Source organism: Rhodomicrobium lacus, from assembly GCF_003992725.1.
GTDB classification, from domain to species: domain Bacteria; phylum Pseudomonadota; class Alphaproteobacteria; order Rhizobiales; family Rhodomicrobiaceae; genus Rhodomicrobium; species Rhodomicrobium lacus.
On the sequence record NZ_RZNF01000001.1, the window covers coordinates 14,111 to 29,673 of the forward strand.

Genomic DNA, 15,563 nt, shown 5'->3' on the forward strand with positions numbered 1-15,563 from the left:
AACCCGGGTCGCGCACGCAACGTTTCAAGGCTTCAATTGGACGAATAATCGAAGGGCACAAGCAGCGTTCGTGGCCCTTTCGCGATTTCGAACGGCATTGGCGGGAACGGTGCCGCGCGTTGCAGCGACGCCATCGCCGTTTCGTCGAGATCGCGCGCGCCCGAGCTTTTGACCACGCGCTGGGAGAGTAGTTCTCCCGACGGCGCGATTTTCAGTTCGAGCATGACGCGGCCTTTTTCCCGGTTCTTCGGCCGCGACGCGTTGCGCATGAGCGCCTGATGAACCTTGTGATTGTAGGCGGCGAGAAGCTGGGCAATCCTCGCCTCGTAGGCGCGGGTGGAAGCACGGGCTTCATCCTGCGCCGTGCTTGAAGGCGCGGGCGTGGAGGGCGGCTGCTCCTGCGGCTTCTCAGGCTGCTCCTCTTCCTTCTTCGGCAGCATGACCTCGGCCTGCTCCGGGGGAAGCTCGATCTTTTCGGCCTCCTGTACCGGCTCGGGCTCGGGCGGCGGCGATTGCTCGCTTCCGGCCGAGGCCGCAGCCTGCTCGACGTTCGCCGCGTCGGGGCCGATGCTTTGGATCTCGTCGAGTGAGACCGTGGCGACGATGGTCAGATCGTCGCCACCCGCGCCGGACTGGATCGCGTCCGAGTCGAAATCGGCGGCGCCGGACATGAGCAGCGCAAAAGGCGCGGCGTGCAGGAGGAGCGCGGCAAGCGCGGAGACGAGGCGGATGCGAATGAGGGACGCGCTGTTCATGGGAGTATCACGGCGCGAGCGATGGCTTGCCGTGCGCGGCGTGGGAACCTTCCGCTTCCTTATGCACGATCGAGCCCGCAGGCGCGCTTTCGGCGGACGCTTCCGACAACAGCGAGATGCGCTTGTAGCCCGAAGCGTCGAGGCGGCCCAGAAGCTCCATCACCTCTCCATAAGGGATCGTCTTGTCGGCGCGCAGGAACACGAATCCGTCACCCTCGGCAGCATGGATCGAGGACAGGCGCGGAATAAGCGAACCGGCATTCACTTCCTCATCGCGAATATAGAGCCGGCGTTCGGCGGTGAGCGAAACGATCACCGGCTTCTCGGGCTTGGCGATCTTCTGCGCGGAGGTCTTCGGCAATTGCACCGGCACGCCCGCCATGAGTAGCGGCGCCGTCACCATGAAGATGACGAGCAGCACAAGCATCACGTCCACCATGGGCGTGACGTTGATGTCCGCCATGATCTTCGTTTGCGGGCGCGACGACCCGTTTCCGGGGATCAGACCGGCCATTCAGCCCTCACAATATCGGTGCGCGACATGTCAGCGCCTCGCCTGTGCCAGCACGGGCTCGCTCAGCGTTTCGCCCTGCCCCGCTCCATAGACCTTGAGCTTTGCGAAGCGCGTCGAGGCGGCGGCGAGGCGCTCGGCGACGCGGCCGAGCATCACATTGCTCTGATTGTAGAAGATGACGGCGGGAATGGCGGCGACGAGGCCGACGGCCGTCGCGAACAGCGCTTCCGCGATGCCCGGCGCAACCACGGCGAGGCTCGTGTCCTTTGCTGCCGCGATGCCCGCGAAGCTGCGCATGATGCCCCAGACTGTGCCAAACAGGCCGACGAACGGCGCCGTCGAACCGACCGTTGCGAGGAAGGGAAGCCCGGCCTGAAGCCGCTGCAACTGCGCGGCCGCTTCGGCATGCAAGCTTTTTTCGAGCCGCGCGGCGAATTCGGAAGGCCGCTCCCCATTCGAGCGAGGCTCCTCGTCGACAATCTGCCGGATGCGCGCGACGAGCCACGACGACGGCACGCCGCCTGTCGGGGTCGCGCTCTCAAGCGCCGTAACCTCTTTCGAGAAAGCGATAAGGCGCGCGAGCTTTTCGATCGCGATCGTCCAGCAGGCGATGGAAGCGATCACAAGAATGGCCATCACACCTTTGACGACCGGATCGGCATTTGCTAACAGGTCGCCAATCGCGAGGTGATCCATGCTTCTCTCTCTTGGAAGTGGCGTTCGGATCGCAGGCCGCCAGGGCGGCGAGCGCACCTGAAGCTATGCCCCATGAGGCATGACTTCGCAACCATGGCTTCCGCGAAAACATGTCGGCTACAGTCCGCGTGGAAGCTTGCCGGTGATCCCGACAACAACAAGACAGCGCTACAAACCGGGTTTGGCCCGAGGCTTGCATTTACCAATCCGGCAATCACGTTCTTGATTTGTTAGTCTTAAGCGTGAGTTAATATGCGGTATCGCGTAATCCCGCAGGAGCAGGGGAAGTAAGTAGGTTCAGATGACACGAGCTTTGCGGATAGGCATGCTGGCGCTTTGCTTCGGGTACACCGTGGCAGCGCAGGCAGGAGTGCTCTTGCAGGTCGATGGCCGCCCTATGCGCTGGTCGCCCGAAGCGCCCGGCAAGACGACCGTGATCACCTATGCGCTTCTCTCGGCCCCCTACAACGTCAAAAGCAATCGCAGCATCCTTAGTCCGAGCAACTGCGCCCATATGCGATCTTTCGCAGACATCGTCGCCGTATCGCCGGGCGTGACGGAAGAGGCAGCCAGGAAAGAACTGCGCGAGGCTCTGCGCACGTGGGAGAGCGTCGCCAACATCGCGTTCCACGAGGTTTCCGATCCGACCGCCGCCGAGATCGTCATCGGCGCGGCCGATGATCCGGGCGGCCGGGCATTCGCAAATCTCAGCTACCGCAGCGGAAAGGGCATCCCGACTCCCGTGACCATGGCGCTCGGCAAGCCTGCCGCGCCCGCACCTGCCGAAGGCGCGCGGGTCGACGGCGAGGGCGACGCCGTGGCGATCGATCAGGCCTATGTGTGTCTCAATCCGAAGTCGCCATGGAAAGTCGGCTTCGACGGCAATCTCAATGTGTACGACCTCCGTCACACCTTCACACATGAGGTGGGCCACGCCATCGGCCTCGACCATCCGGACGCGACCGGGGCCATCATGGGCTACCGCTACGATGAACAGGCGCGGACATTGCAGCCCTCGGATATCGCGGGCGTGCAACGCCTCTATGGCGTCGCCTCGCGCTGAAGGCGCGTCGCTCCTTCAATTCGGCAGAACGAAAGGCGGCTTCGGCCGTCTTTTTTTTCGATGAGCGGCAAGATGATGCCGCCCTCCCCCCGCGGCTTGTGCAGCACAATGGCTGTGTCTCAAGACCGACATCTCGCGCTGTGTAGCAATGCTAACAATATGACGTACACGATCAAGTAGAACCCGCGCCTCGTCCAGGACGCCAGAGCGGGCTGCGGATTTCATTCCGTAGACGGCGCAAGAAGCGAGGCCATTCCCTGCATCGTTGTTACTTCTTACACTGATCATATCGAATCCGCGCTTCGCTCATTCGGAATGAATTTCTGGCGAAGCGGTCTGTCTTGGAGAATGATTTTTTCCAAACCTCTTCACGGAACTTACCACGCTCCAACGCCTTTTCCTTCCCACGCGATACGGCAACAAGAGATCGCATGTTCCAAATGGAGTCTCAGTCATGGCTGACAAACAGTCGCAGGACAAAAATCCCGGCAACTTCAAGAATAACCCTCAGCGCGCTTCCGAGGCAGGCAAGAAGGGCGGCGAGCAATCCCACGGCGGTCAATCGCAAGGCGGTCAGGGCAGTCGTTCCTCGTCCACGCAGGGCGGCACCCATGAACAGCACGTAAAAGCTGGCCAGCAAAGCCACAAGAACAAATAGATCATCGGAAGAAACGGCGGCGTGGCCGCCGTTTCTTTTTCAACGATATGAGTCAAATATAAAAATTTATAGTCTTTTGATCGGCCGGTTTACCAAAGACCCGCTTTTCTTTCGGATCAATCCAGACCGCGACGCGTTCCTTCTCTCAACACATCGGCGAAAATCGATGAAACAAGGAGGAAAGCTTGATCAACAACGAAAATATTATCCCCACCCTGGCCTTCGTGACATTGGGCATCGTTCTCGTGTTCGCGGCGGTGCATTTTGCTCGCTTCCTGCAGAGGAGGCGTGAACGCCAAAACACCGAACTCGTCCAGCGAAGCGAAAAGACGCGTGAGCGTCAACGGTCGGCCTTCGATAGCAGGTAAAGCAACGGCGGGCGGCCTGATGGCCGTTCGCTCAGGAGAGAAGCTCATGCCAAAGGAATCCCCCCGTCAGAAGGAAGTCGTCGAGCGCGTGATGCACGAGTTCAAGCATGGCGAGCTGGAGTCGGGAACCGGTAAGCCGGTCAAATCGCGCAAGCAGGCCGTCGCCATCGCGCTGAACGAGGCTGGGGCTTCAAACCGGAACTCATCACAAAAAAATCGCGATAATCTCCGCCGCACGAAAAGGAAGGAGCGCGAAGGGGCCACCGCCAAACAGCAAAAGGAAGGCCATCTCTGATATTTCGTCCGGTCGGCGGGTAGCAGGCGATGGGTAGAATGCCATAAACGGCTCAGCGCCTACCCTGACGCCTCAGCAAGCGCTTTCCTGAACGCCTCGATATTTGCCACAATGACGGGCCTTTCGGCCGGTTTGTCGACCCCCGCCGGCACATCGAGGCGCATGCGCTTGTTGAAATAGTAAAGCAGCGCGCGCCGCATCGGGATCTCGGCCTGTCCGTCCGTCATTCCGTAATCGAGAGCGATGGTTTCCTGTTGGCTCGGCGCAAGCTCGGGGTTCGGCACGAGAACCGCCGTGAACGTCGTGTGCCACAGGATATCGTCCGCCGCGTTCGCCCCTGCCTCCCCCTCATCGCGCACGTCGCGGCACCGCGACAGAAGAAAATCCTTGAACTTCTCATCCCTGTGACAGAAAGCCCGAACGTGCCAGCGCATTCCGTCATGCGCGAAGGCGTGCGGGGTGATGCGCCGCCATATCGGCCCATCGATACGGCCCGGCGCCATGGACTGATAGAGGATCTCGATGGAATGCCGGTCCCGGATGACACCGACGAGACGCTTCAGCACGGTGGCGTCTATGCGGCGCCTCGGCACCGGCACGACGCCCGCTTCCGGCGCGCGTACGATCCAGGTGTCGTCAAGGCCGATAAGCCCGTCGGCGACACACCAGAGCTGGTCGAGATAACGGTCCGCGTCGGGCTTCATGAAGCGGGGCTGAAACTCCGCCGTCGGCACGTAACGCTTCTCGCTTGAATCATAACGCAGATTGAGCGGCGCAAGGCGCTGGTACAGCGCAAGGTCATTGGAAGCCTGCGGCACGGAAACGCCAAATCGCCCGGTGATGTCGCCTCGGCGAATCCCGCCCTCCCAGAAGGCGCGAAACTCGATGAACTCCAGACGTTGCTCTGTGCCCCAGCGCAGGCGCTCGTCCGCCGTATCCAAATTTTGCTCTCCCTACGGATCAAGTTTCTTGACGGGTCATAAAATTATACGCATAATTGAACTATAATGTGGTTCTCGTTGTCTTTCAACGGGGTAGACAAAATTTTGAGCGGAAGGTGCGCCGTCATGGGTGTAAAGATTGACATTATCGCGGCCGCCGGAGCCTTCCTCATCGACATTGGAGACGGCCGGTCCTCGCTCGTCTATTCGAAGGAGGCTTCCAGCCCCGACCTCGACACGGATGGTGGGCCGGAAGCGATGACGGAGTTGCATCGCCATCTGAAGAAATCCGGCCGCGATGGCCTCGCAACCGTGTGCATTACCGAACGGAACGCCTGCCGCCACTTCGGCGATGTCTTCTGGCTCCGGCATTCTGCCGCATATCAGGCTCCCGACCGCATCCGGATCGACGAACTTCGCGTTCCAGCCTCGCTTCTGATGGAGGAAGATGCGCGAGACGGCGACGAACTCGTGCGCCGGGAAGCGCTGTTTCGTCTTCGTCAGGGCAAAGGTGTGCTTGTCTTCTGCGGCGTGCCAAGCGTCCGTGCGTGGGTCGACCGCCACGGCGTCGATTTCGACCGCAACCAGCATCTTTTTGTCGACATGGCTGGCACCGGAGGCCGCAATCGCATCGCGGATACGCCGACCTCGCTGCCGCATTAGACAAACCGTCGCCGCGCGATCCAATTTTCCGCCGCTCCGCCGTTGCCTTCAGTCGCCTCCCCGGCAAGCGCTTTCATCTCATCGGAAAATCGCTTCACACTCTCGCGGAGGCGCTCTTCGCAATGCGCTTCACTGTCGCCGGAGCGCTGAACGCGTGCCGGGGAAGCGCCAACGCCGGGAACACAGACGGCGGCCATGGGCGCGACGCGGCGAGGATCTCACGCAATCCCCCGGTCGTTTCATCGGCTCCCGCGGCCCGGAAATGTGCGAGCCGATTTGCCGCAATCATCGCATTCCTGTCAGGTTTGTGCATTATCAACGACGCGCGCGCCTCTACGCGGAGGCGAGGACGAAACACGCGAAGCCGTAGCGGCCACCGTTGACTCATGAGCCGCAAGACCGGCGCATGAGAATGCGCGCGCGAGCGATCGTAAACCGCACATCAGAAAGCGGAAAAGGCAATGTTCAGGGAGAACGCGAAAGGAACGTGTTCAAACTCGAAGAGGAATTGCCATGACCGCTATCGTGGATCTTAACGGAAAACGCGGCCTTGTTATCGGCATAGCGAACGAAAACAGCATCGCGGCCGGTTGTGCTGCGGCGTTTCATCAGGCCGGTGCGGAACTCGCGGTCACATACCTCAACGACAAGGCGTTGAAATTCGTCAGTCCCGTTGCCGAGGCGCTCAAGGCCAAAATCCTCGTTCCCTGCGATGTCCGCGTTCCCGGCCAGCTTGAAGAGGTGTTCGAGACCATCGCCCGCCAGTGGGGACAGCTCGATTTCGTGCTGCATTCCATCGCTTTCGCGCCGCGCGAGGACTTGCAGACCAGCGTCGTTAACTGCTCGGCCGAGGGCTTCGCGCTCGCGATGGATATTTCATGCCACTCCTTCATCCGCACGACGAAACTCGCGGTGCCGCTGATGAGCGACGGCGGCTCGCTGCTGACGGTCACGTTCTACGGATCGGAGCGGGTCGTCGAAAACTATAACCTCATGGGCCCGGTGAAGGCCGCGCTCGAATCGACAGTCCGCTATATCGCCGCCGACCTTGCGGACAAGCGCATCCGTGCCAATGCCATTTCCGCAGGTCCGGTCAAGACACGCGCGGCTTCGGGCATCGGACGTTTCGATGAGCTTCTCGATGAAGTCCGCCAGCGCACGCCCGGTCATCACCTCGTCAGCATCGAGGATATCGGCCGCGTGGCCGCTTTCCTTGCAAGCGATGCGGGCGCCTCGACGAACGGCTCCGTTGTGTTCGCCGACAATGGCTTCCACACGGTAGCCTGACGCAAGTCAGACCGAGGTACAGTTGCAGGCTTGCGCTTGCGGCCGTACCTCGACCTCCACGCAACGCTCCGGCGCGAGCCGATCAGACCAGCGCGCCGTTGAAAGGTAGGAAAATGGACACGATCACGACCGCCCTCGTGCTCGCACTCGCGGTTGTGCTGAGCGGATGGGTGTCGCGCGCGCTCCCTGTCGCGTTGCCGCTGCCGCTCGTCCAGATCGCACTCGGCGCGGGCGTCGCCAACATCGCGGATCTCGGCGTGGAGCTGAAGCCGGACATCTTCTTTCTGCTGTTCCTGCCGCCGCTGCTGTTTCTCGACGGCTGGCGCATCCCGAAGGAAGGGCTGTTCCGCGACGCGACGACCATCCTGGAACTCTCCTTCGGCCTCGTGATCTTCACGGTGCTCGGCGTCGGGCTGTTTGTGCATTGGCTCATCCCGTCGATGCCGCTCGCGGTGGCCTTCGCACTCGCCGCCGTGGTATCGCCGACGGACCCGATCGCGGTGTCCGCCATTGCCCAGCGCGTTCCCGTGCCGAGGCGGCTCATGCACATTCTCGAAGGCGAGTCGCTCCTGAACGACGCATCCGGCCTCGTCTGCATGCAGTTTGCCGTGGCCGCGGCGCTGACCGGAACATTCTCGCTCATCGATGCAACCGGCACATTCGTCTGGCTCGCGGCGGGAGGCATCGCCATCGGCACCGGTGTCACATGGGCGGTGACACGGTCGAAAAACTGGTTCGCCCGCACCTTCGGCGAAGACCCCGGCACGCAGATCCTCATCAGCCTTCTCATACCGTTCGGCGCTTATCTTCTGGCCGAGCATTTCCATTGTTCGGGCATTCTGGCGGCGGTGGCCGCCGGCATCACCATGAGCTACGCGGAGCAGACCGGCCAGGCCATGGCGTTGACGCGGGTCAGCCGGGCCGCCGTGTGGGATACGGTGCAGTTCGCGGTCAAGGGCGTGATCTTCGTGCTTCTCGGCGAGCAGTTGCCCACCATCGGGGCGGGAGCCGCGCAGGTGGTACGCGACACAGGCCATAGCGATCCAGCGTGGCTCATGATGTACGTCGTCGCCATAAGCGCCGCGCTGATCGCGCTCCGTCTCGTCTGGGTCTGGGTGTCGCTGCGCTTCACGCTTTTTCGCGCGGCGCTTCGGGGCGAAGTCATCCGGAAGCCGGGCTGGCGCCTCGTCGCCGTCACCGCGCTCGCGGGCGTGCGGGGGGCGATAACTCTCGCGGGCGTTCTCACGCTTCCCCTCGTGATGGAGGACGGGCTTACGCCATTTCCTGCCCGCGACCTCGCGATTTACCTCGCGGCGGGCGTGATCATCGTGTCGCTCGTCATCGCCAGCATCGCCTTGCCGTTTCTCCTCGGCAAACTCAAGCTTCCGCCGGAACCGGCGCGGGAGGAAGAAGAGGACATGGCTCGAAGTCTCGTCGCCGAAGCCGCGCTGAGAGCCATCGAGACGCACAAGCGTTCCGGGGGAGACGATCTCGAAGACGCGGCTCTCTACGCAGATGTCGCGGCGAACATCGGCGACTTCTACCGACAGCGCATCCGCGACAAGTCGGCCGACGGCGAAGGCCGCGAAGCGGTGCGCCGCGCCTACGAGATCGAACGCGAGCTTCGTCTCGCAGCGATCCGGGCCGAGCGCATGGAGATTCTGCGCCTCCGGCGCTCCCGGCAGATTTCGGAGGAAGTGGCGCGCAAGTTCGTCCGCGAACTCGATTTCATCGAAGCGCGGCTGATGTCGGCCTGAGCCGAGGCACAAAAAAAGACGGCCGCCATGGGCGACCGTCTCCCGTCTCGCTTGCGCCGTATCCCCCCGTGCGGCGAGACTGTCTACTTCACGGCGGCAGACTCCGTGCCCGCCTTTTCCAGAAGACCTGAAGCGTGCGTCATGACGTGGAAGATCATGTTCTGCTCGATCACGCCCTGGAAGAGATGCGCCGAAGGCCCTTGGGCGAAAACCGCCACATCGTCGCCCGCGTGCGATTCCGCGTCGAGCGGAATCAGCGACTGCTGGCGAAAGTCGAGGGAGGTTGTGTCCACGCCGTTGAGATCGGCGCGCGGCTCGTTCGCCTTTGCCCCCGGACCGTTCAGGTAGCCGAGCGTGGTGTAGGGCTTGCCGTCGAGGCCATAACCGGCGAGGCCGAGGATCGGATTGCCGCGCTTGGGATAGCCCGAGATCGAAAAGACGTGGCTGTGATCCGCTGTGAGGATAATCAGCGTCTCCTCGGGATTGACCTTGGCGTAGGCGGCCTTTACCGCCTCGTCGAGCGCCAGCGTGTCGAGAAGCGCGAGTCCGGCCTTGCCGTCATGATGGGCGTGGTCGATACGGCCACCCTCCACCATCAGCACGAAACCGTCCTTGTTCTGCGATAGAAGGTCTATCGCCTTGGTGGTCATCTCCGCGAGCGAGGGTTCGCCCGCCTTGTCCTTCTCGCGTTCCGCCTCGTATTGCATGTGACTGCGCTCGAAAAGGCCGAGCACATGGCCCGTCTTGGCCGGGTCGATAGAATCGAACTGCGCCTTGTTCCAGACGTAGGCCCCATCGTTGTATTTGCGCTGCCACTCTTCGACGAGGTTTCGACCATCGGCGCGAGCACCCGTCTTGCCTTCGTACTCGGGATCGGCAGCTTCCTTCGGCAGGAAGTACGAGCGGCCACCGCCGAAAATCACCTCAAAACCATTGCCGGCCGGCCATTCGATGAGCTGGGTTGCGATGTCCTTGCAACCTGCCGCCTTCGCGGGGCCGGGCAGGTTCGTGTCGACTTCCCAGTCGCGGCCCGCAGTCTTGGCGTAGGCGGCAGCCGGTGTCGCGTGGGTGATGCGCGTGGTCGTAATGATGCCGGTCGAAAGCCCGGCCTTTTCCGCGAGTTCGAAAATCGTTGTGACTTCGTTGCCCTTCTGGCTCGCGCAATTGCCAACCACGACATGCTGATCGACGCCGATGGTCCCGTTGACCGACTTCACACCGGAAACCATCGCGGTCGCGGTCGGCGCAGAGTCCGCCACCTGGCTGTCATGCGTGTAGGTTTTCGACAGCGCCACGTAGGGAAGAAGCGTCTCGAAGGCGAGCGAGTTGCTCTCGCCGTCGCCGCCCCGCCGCTGGCCGTCGAGGATGCGCGCCGCCGTCACCGTCGGAATCGACATGCCGTCGCCGACGAAAAGGATAATGTTTTTGGCCTTTTTCGTGTTGGGCTGGCGCGCGAGGATCTTTTCGAGATCCGCTTTCGCCGCAAGAAAATAGCTGTCCTGAGCCTGTTTGATGCTCTGCGCCTCCGCTGGTGCGCAAAGCGCTGCAATGCCCGCGAACCCCAGGGCGACAGCGACGGTCCGTGATGTCATGTCGTGCTCCATGATGGGTTGCCAGCCGATCGGCAAACCCTGGCTTCCCTCTTACGACGGCCTTGTCACAGATATGTGTCGACGCCCGAACGGGACAGGTTTCGCACCGATTCCCGATCATGTCAGACATGCGCCGCGCGAATGGATGAGGTCCCGGTCTGGCGGCGCCCCTCCTCCCTCTTTCGTGGGTATTTTTAAATTTTTCGTTTTGTTTTCAACGGTAGTCCGAAAGTCTTAGCCCCAATGTCTTAGCTCCGTCGCATGGGAGCTATGCTAAATCTGCGATGTATTCGCGCACCGGAAACGCCTCCGGCAACCGCCATTTGTCCGGTTTTTCGAAAACAGACGCATATCCAAGATTGGGAGGGTTTAGTGACAGACATCGCAGCAGGAAGAGCCTACACGCCTGCCGGGGAAATAAGCCCGGCGGAACAGCGCAAGGTGGTCTTTGCGTCATCGCTCGGGACGGTCTTCGAGTGGTACGACTTCTACCTTTACGGTTCGCTCGCGGCCATCATCGGCTCGCACTTCTTCTCGGGCCTGACCGAGTCCGGTCAGTTCATCTTCGCCCTGCTCGCCTTTGCTGCGGGCTTCTTCGTGCGCCCCTTCGGCGCCATCGTGTTCGGCCGCCTCGGCGATCTCGTCGGCCGTAAATACACCTTCCTTATCACCATCCTCATCATGGGCCTGTCGACCTTCCTCGTCGGCGTCCTGCCCGGCTACAACACGATCGGCGTCGCGGCGCCCGTCATCCTGATCGGGTTGCGCCTGCTGCAGGGCCTGGCACTCGGCGGCGAATACGGCGGCGCTGCGATCTACGTGGCGGAGCATGCGGAACCCTCCAAGCGCGGTTATCGCACGAGCTGGATTCAGACGACGGCGACGCTCGGCCTGTTCCTCTCGCTCATCGTGATCCTGCTCTGCCGCCAGTTCTCGCCCGGCGATACCGCTGCCGAAAAGGCTGCCTCGTTCGCGGCGGAATACGGCTTCTGGCGGATTCCCTTCCTCGTTTCCATCGTGCTGCTCGGCATCTCGGTCTGGATCCGCATGACCCTGAACGAATCGCCGGTCTTCAAGCAGATGAAGGAAGAGGGCCGCACCTCCAAGGCTCCGCTCTCGGAAGCTTTCGGCAACTGGACCAACGGCCGCATCGTTCTTCTCGCGCTTCTCGGCCTCACGGCCGGTCAGGCCGTCGTTTGGTACACGGGCCAATTCTACGCGCTGTTCTTCCTGACGCAGACGCTCAAGGTCGATCCCTACTGGTCGAACATCATGATCGCGATTGCGCTGCTCATCGGCACGCCGTTCTTCGTGATCTTCGGCTGGCTCTCCGACAAGATCGGCCGCAAGCCCATCATCATGCTGGGTCTGCTGCTCGCGATCCTCACCTACTACCCGACGGGCCTTCTGAAGCCTCTCGGCCTCGGCTCCTATGCCTATCCCGGCGTGTTCGAACTCCTGACCCATGCCGGTAACCCGCAGCTTGCCAAGGCCATCGACACGTCACCGGTGACGGTCCTCGCCGATCCGAGCCAGTGCCGTCTCCAGTTCGACCCCGTCGGCAAGTCGAAGTTCACCTCGCCTTGCGACGTTGCGAAGTCCTCGCTCGTCAAGGCCGGCGTGCCTTACATCAACGAAACGGGCGCGGCTGGCACAGCCTCGATCAAGATCGGCGATACGATAGTGCAGTCCTATGACGCTGCCGGCCCCGATGCGAAGGCGCAGGGCGACCGCTTCAAGAAGGAACTCGCCGAAGCGCTCAAGACCGCTGGCTATCCGGCCAAGTCTTCGCTCGAAGGCGTGAGCTGGACCGTTGTCGCTCTCCTCGTCTACCTCGTCATCCTCGTGACGATGGTGTACGGCCCGATCGCGGCGATGCTCGTCGAACTCTTCCCGACCCGCATCCGCTACACCGCGATGTCGCTGCCCTATCACATCGGCAACGGCTGGTTCGGCGGCTTCCTCCCGATCACCGCCTTCGCCATCGTGGCCTCGACGGGCAACATCTACGCCGGCCTGATGTATCCGATCATCGTGGCGATCATGACCCTCGTCCTCGGCGTGCTCTTCCTGCGCGAGACGAAGGGCCGCGACATCATCAACTAACGAAACTTCGCCCCGGGGCTTAGGCCCCGGAGGCTGCCACTCATTGGGAAAGCTCGCGTTTTACGCGGGCTTTTTTCGTTTCCGTTAATGCCTCGCAAGGCATCCGCGGTCGTTTGTCGATGCATCGGGCAAGCCCGTGAGCCAACGCGCGAGAAACGCGTTTCACTTCAATCGCGTTCAGCGCGCCAAAAAATACCGACAGGAGAGGAAACGATGAAACGAATGATCGCGGCAGCCGCGATGACCGTCTGCTTCAGCGGCGCCGCCTGGGCTGCCTGCAGCGGCGGCTCGCTTCCGGACGGTAAGGGTGGATGCTACTACCCGCCCTTCGCATCCGCCGACTGGTACAAGAAGCAGAAGATCAGGGAAGCGCGCATGCGCCGCTTGTGTGCGATGGGCCGGAAATGGGCATGCCCCGGACCGGGTCCCGTTGTGAGATAGGGAGCGACAAAGCGCGGCGGGGGCGTGAGCTTCGAGCCCGCCGCGCGATCTTGACAGGTGTCAGTCCGCCTCCCGGCTTTCGCCCGCGCCGACGACGGCCACCGCCGTCATGTTCACGAGGCCACGCACGGAGGCGGAGGGCGTCACGATATGAGCGGGCATCGCCGCGCCGAGCAGGATCGGGCCGATGGAGATGGCCGAACCGAGCACCTTGATCGCGTTATAGGCGATGTTGGCCGCGTCGAGCGACGGCATGATGAGCACATTCGCCTCCCCTTCGAGCTTCGAATAGGGGAACAGCTCGCGCCGCACACCTTCCGCCAGCGCCATGTCGGAATGCATCTCGCCCTCGGCCTCGACACCCGGTTCACGCTCCCAGAACAGTTGCAGCGCCTCCCGCATCTTCTTCGCGCTTGGCGTGTTGGCGCTGCCGAAGTTCGAGTGCGACAGGAAGGCGAGTTTCGGGGTCAGGCCGAAGCGGGCCACCTGCTTCGCCGCGAGAGAAGCGGCTTCCGCCACTTCCTCGGCGGTCGGGTCGTAGTTGACCTGCGTATCGGCGACGAAGAACGTGCCGGACTCGAGCACAAGCGCGTTCAGCGCGGCGAAATTCCTGACGCCCGCGCGCAAGCCGATGATGTCGCCGATGTCCTTCAAGTGCCTGTCGAAGCGGCCGGTCGTGCCGCAGATCAACGCGTCCGCGTCGCCGCGTTTCAGCAGCATCGCCGCGATCACGGTGTTCTGCCGACGCGCGGCAACGCGCGCATCCGAGCGTGTGATGCCCTTGCGGTCGGTGAGACGGTGGTACGCTGCGGCGAGATCATCGACGCTAGCATCTTCGGTCGGGTCGAACACCTGGAAATCGACGCCGGGCTTCATCGGCAATGCGAGGTCGCGCAGGCGCTCTTCCATGAATTTGCGGCTGCCGACGAGGATCGGCTGCGCGATGCCTTCCGACAGCACCTGATAGGCTGCCTGCAGAACCTTGACGCGGTCGCCCTCCGCGAAGATGACGCGCTTCGGCGCGCGTTTCGCCGCCTCGAACACGGGCTTCATGACGAGGCCCGAGCGGAACACGAAGCGCACGAGCTTCTCGCGATAGGCGGCGAAATCGGCGATGGGGCGTGTGGCGACGCCCGACTCCATGGCGGCGCGGGCCACGGCGGGGGCAAGCCGCGTGATGAGACGCGGATCGAACGGCTTCGGAATGATATAATCCGGCCCGAAATGGAAGCTCTCCGCGCCGTAGGCCGTCAGCACGATGTCATGCGCCTCGGCCTGCGCGAGGTCGGCGATGGCCATCGCGCAAGCCTTCTTCATCGCCTCGTTGATCTCGGTCGCGCCCGCATCGAGCGCACCCCGGAACAGGAAGGGAAAACACAGGACATTGTTGACCTGGTTCGGGAAGTCCGACCGGCCCGTGGCGATGATCGCGTCCGGGCGCACGGCCTTCACCTCGTCCGGCATGATCTCGGGCGTCGGGTTGGCGAGCGCCATGATGATCGGCCGGTCCGCCATGGTCTTCACCATGTCGGCGGAGACGACGCGCGGTGCGGAAAGGCCGAGGAAGATATCCGCATCGACCAGCGTTTCTGCGAGCTTGCGGAAGTTCGTCGGCTGGGCATAGCGCGCGAGGTAGGGATTCATCTCCTCGGTACGGCCTTCGTAGACCACGCCGACACGGTCGGAAACGAAAATATTCTCGCGCTTGAGGCCGAGGCTCACGAGCAGATTGAGGCAGGCAAGCGCCGCCGCGCCCCCGCCGCAGCACGCGAGGCGCACGCTGCCGATATCCTTGCCGACGAGCTTCAGCCCGTTCAGGATCGCGGCGGCGACAACGATGGCCGTGCCATGCTGATCGTCGTGCATGACGGGGATCTTGAGGCGCTCGCGGAGTTTCTGTTCGATCTCGAAGCACTCGGGCGCCTTGATGTCCTCAAGGTTGATCGCGCCGAAGGTAGGCTCAAGCGCCGCCACCGCATCGACGAAGCGGTCGGGGTCTTTCGCGTCCACCTCGATGTCGAAAACATCGATGCCGGCGAATTTCTTGAAAAGCACGGCCTTGCCTTCCATCACCGGCTTGGAGGCGAGCGGACCGATATTGCCGAGGCCGAGAACGGCTGTGCCGTTGGTGATGACGCCGATCAGATTGCCGCGCGCGGTAAGCCGCGCCGCCGCCGCCGGGTCCGCCACGATCTCGTCGCAGGCAAACGCGACGCCCGGCGAATAGGCGAGCGAAAGGTCGCGCTGGGTCGACAGCGGCTTCGTGGGCGTGACGGCGAGTTTTCCCGGCGGCTCGCTCTCGTGATATTCGATCGCGCTCTGCTTGAAATCCTTCGCCATCGGGGCCGTTCTCCTGCGGGTGTTTGTCGCCCCACAGCTAGGCCATTCGCGCCGCCTGTTCAATGCACGCTTGCGCTACGCCGCCGC

At 62.6% G+C, this 15,563-nt stretch carries 15 protein-coding genes; 8 read left to right on the forward strand and 7 right to left on the reverse strand.

The features are described from left to right. Positions 1-32: 32 nt before the first annotated feature. From EK416_RS00085 to EK416_RS00095, 3 genes are read right to left on the reverse strand one after another with little or no spacing between them, the layout of a single operon-like run. Positions 33-755, reverse strand: a complete 723-nt coding sequence (locus EK416_RS00085) for an energy transducer TonB (RefSeq protein WP_127075092.1) — start codon at positions 753-755, stop codon at positions 33-35. A gap of 7 nt (positions 756-762) precedes the next feature. Beyond that, complete coding sequence (locus tag EK416_RS00090) at positions 763-1,269, reverse strand: ExbD/TolR family protein (protein ID WP_127075094.1); 507 nt, start codon at positions 1,267-1,269, stop codon at positions 763-765. A gap of 30 nt (positions 1,270-1,299) precedes the next feature. After that, the gene (locus tag EK416_RS00095) at positions 1,300-1,965 is read right to left on the reverse strand and encodes a MotA/TolQ/ExbB proton channel family protein (protein ID WP_127075096.1); all 666 of its coding nucleotides are present in this window, start codon (positions 1,963-1,965) and stop codon (positions 1,300-1,302) included. A gap of 301 nt (positions 1,966-2,266) precedes the next feature. On the opposite strand from EK416_RS00095, the gene EK416_RS00100 reads away from it, so the two are divergent. After that, the gene (locus EK416_RS00100; RefSeq protein ID WP_127075098.1) at positions 2,267-3,028 is read left to right on the forward strand and encodes a matrixin family metalloprotease; all 762 of its coding nucleotides are present in this window, start codon (positions 2,267-2,269) and stop codon (positions 3,026-3,028) included. Positions 3,029-3,482: 454 nt separating this feature from the next. Then, entirely contained in the window at positions 3,483-3,686 is a 204-nt protein-coding gene (locus EK416_RS18195; RefSeq protein WP_127075100.1) for a KGG domain-containing protein, read from the forward strand. A 116-nt stretch (positions 3,687-3,802) separates the two neighbouring features. On the opposite strand, the gene EK416_RS00110 is transcribed toward EK416_RS18195, so the two are convergent. Then, a complete protein-coding gene (locus EK416_RS00110) occupies positions 3,803-4,102 on the reverse strand; it encodes a hypothetical protein (protein WP_164729775.1) in 300 nt (99 codons plus the stop codon). Between EK416_RS00110 and EK416_RS00115 the strand changes: the two genes are divergently transcribed. After that, the gene (locus EK416_RS00115; RefSeq protein WP_127075337.1) at positions 4,101-4,349 is read left to right on the forward strand and encodes a DUF6496 domain-containing protein; all 249 of its coding nucleotides are present in this window, start codon (positions 4,101-4,103) and stop codon (positions 4,347-4,349) included. The two genes, EK416_RS00110 and EK416_RS00115, sit on opposite strands and share 2 nt — an antisense overlap. 59 nt (positions 4,350-4,408) lie before the next feature. On the opposite strand, the gene EK416_RS00120 is transcribed toward EK416_RS00115, so the two are convergent. Then, entirely contained in the window at positions 4,409-5,290 is an 882-nt protein-coding gene (locus EK416_RS00120; protein WP_127075104.1) for a BrxR family helix-turn-helix transcriptional regulator, read from the reverse strand. Positions 5,291-5,416: 126 nt separating this feature from the next. On the opposite strand from EK416_RS00120, the gene EK416_RS00125 reads away from it, so the two are divergent. The 3 genes from EK416_RS00125 to EK416_RS00135 all read left to right on the forward strand — a co-directional run bounded on the left by EK416_RS00125 (position 5,417) and on the right by EK416_RS00135 (position 8,997). Next, a complete protein-coding gene (locus tag EK416_RS00125) occupies positions 5,417-5,953 on the forward strand; it encodes a hypothetical protein (RefSeq protein ID WP_127075106.1) in 537 nt (178 codons plus the stop codon). A gap of 513 nt (positions 5,954-6,466) precedes the next feature. Next, on the forward strand, positions 6,467-7,240 hold the full coding sequence (gene fabI / locus EK416_RS00130) for an enoyl-ACP reductase FabI (protein ID WP_127075108.1): 774 nt from the start codon (positions 6,467-6,469) through the stop codon (positions 7,238-7,240). Between the two features lie 113 nt (positions 7,241-7,353). Beyond that, complete coding sequence (locus tag EK416_RS00135; RefSeq protein WP_127075110.1) at positions 7,354-8,997, forward strand: Na+/H+ antiporter; 1,644 nt, start codon at positions 7,354-7,356, stop codon at positions 8,995-8,997. An 83-nt stretch (positions 8,998-9,080) separates the two neighbouring features. Here the strand turns inward: EK416_RS00135 and EK416_RS00140 are convergent, their stop codons facing one another. Then, positions 9,081-10,589 carry an alkaline phosphatase family protein gene (locus tag EK416_RS00140; protein WP_127075112.1) on the reverse strand — a complete coding sequence of 503 codons (1,509 nt, stop codon included), beginning with the start codon at positions 10,587-10,589 and terminating at the stop codon, positions 9,081-9,083. Positions 10,590-10,961: 372 nt separating this feature from the next. On the opposite strand from EK416_RS00140, the gene EK416_RS00145 reads away from it, so the two are divergent. Both EK416_RS00145 and EK416_RS00150 read left to right on the forward strand, forming a co-directional pair. Beyond that, complete coding sequence (locus EK416_RS00145) at positions 10,962-12,695, forward strand: MFS transporter (RefSeq protein ID WP_210210954.1); 1,734 nt, start codon at positions 10,962-10,964, stop codon at positions 12,693-12,695. Positions 12,696-12,908: 213 nt separating this feature from the next. Beyond that, the gene (locus EK416_RS00150; RefSeq protein ID WP_127075114.1) at positions 12,909-13,136 is read left to right on the forward strand and encodes a hypothetical protein; all 228 of its coding nucleotides are present in this window, start codon (positions 12,909-12,911) and stop codon (positions 13,134-13,136) included. A gap of 60 nt (positions 13,137-13,196) precedes the next feature. Here EK416_RS00150 and EK416_RS00155 read toward each other — a convergent pair whose 3' ends face one another. After that, a complete protein-coding gene (locus EK416_RS00155) occupies positions 13,197-15,476 on the reverse strand; it encodes an NADP-dependent malic enzyme (RefSeq protein ID WP_127075116.1) in 2,280 nt (759 codons plus the stop codon). Positions 15,477-15,563 lie beyond the last annotated feature (87 nt).

Bases quoted from the DNA above. Each gene is read 5' to 3' on its own strand.
- EK416_RS00085 (WP_127075092.1), bottom strand. From the start codon at position 755: ATGAACAGCGCGTCCCTCATTCGCATCCGCCTCGTCTCCGCGCTTGCC.
- EK416_RS00090 (WP_127075094.1), bottom strand. From the start codon at position 1,269: ATGGCCGGTCTGATCCCCGGAAACGGGTCGTCGCGCCCGCAAACGAAG.
- EK416_RS00095 (WP_127075096.1), bottom strand. From the start codon at position 1,965: ATGGATCACCTCGCGATTGGCGACCTGTTAGCAAATGCCGATCCGGTC.
- EK416_RS00100 (WP_127075098.1), top strand. From the start codon at position 2,267: ATGACACGAGCTTTGCGGATAGGCATGCTGGCGCTTTGCTTCGGGTAC.
- EK416_RS18195 (WP_127075100.1), top strand. From the start codon at position 3,483: ATGGCTGACAAACAGTCGCAGGACAAAAATCCCGGCAACTTCAAGAAT.
- EK416_RS00115 (WP_127075337.1), top strand. From the start codon at position 4,101: ATGCCAAAGGAATCCCCCCGTCAGAAGGAAGTCGTCGAGCGCGTGATG.
- EK416_RS00110 (WP_164729775.1), bottom strand. From the start codon at position 4,102: ATGAGCTTCTCTCCTGAGCGAACGGCCATCAGGCCGCCCGCCGTTGCT.
- EK416_RS00125 (WP_127075106.1), top strand. From the start codon at position 5,417: ATGGGTGTAAAGATTGACATTATCGCGGCCGCCGGAGCCTTCCTCATC.
- fabI (WP_127075108.1), top strand. From the start codon at position 6,467: ATGACCGCTATCGTGGATCTTAACGGAAAACGCGGCCTTGTTATCGGC.
- EK416_RS00135 (WP_127075110.1), top strand. From the start codon at position 7,354: ATGGACACGATCACGACCGCCCTCGTGCTCGCACTCGCGGTTGTGCTG.
- EK416_RS00140 (WP_127075112.1), bottom strand. From the start codon at position 10,589: ATGACATCACGGACCGTCGCTGTCGCCCTGGGGTTCGCGGGCATTGCA.
- EK416_RS00150 (WP_127075114.1), top strand. From the start codon at position 12,909: ATGAAACGAATGATCGCGGCAGCCGCGATGACCGTCTGCTTCAGCGGC.
- EK416_RS00155 (WP_127075116.1), bottom strand. From the start codon at position 15,476: ATGGCGAAGGATTTCAAGCAGAGCGCGATCGAATATCACGAGAGCGAG.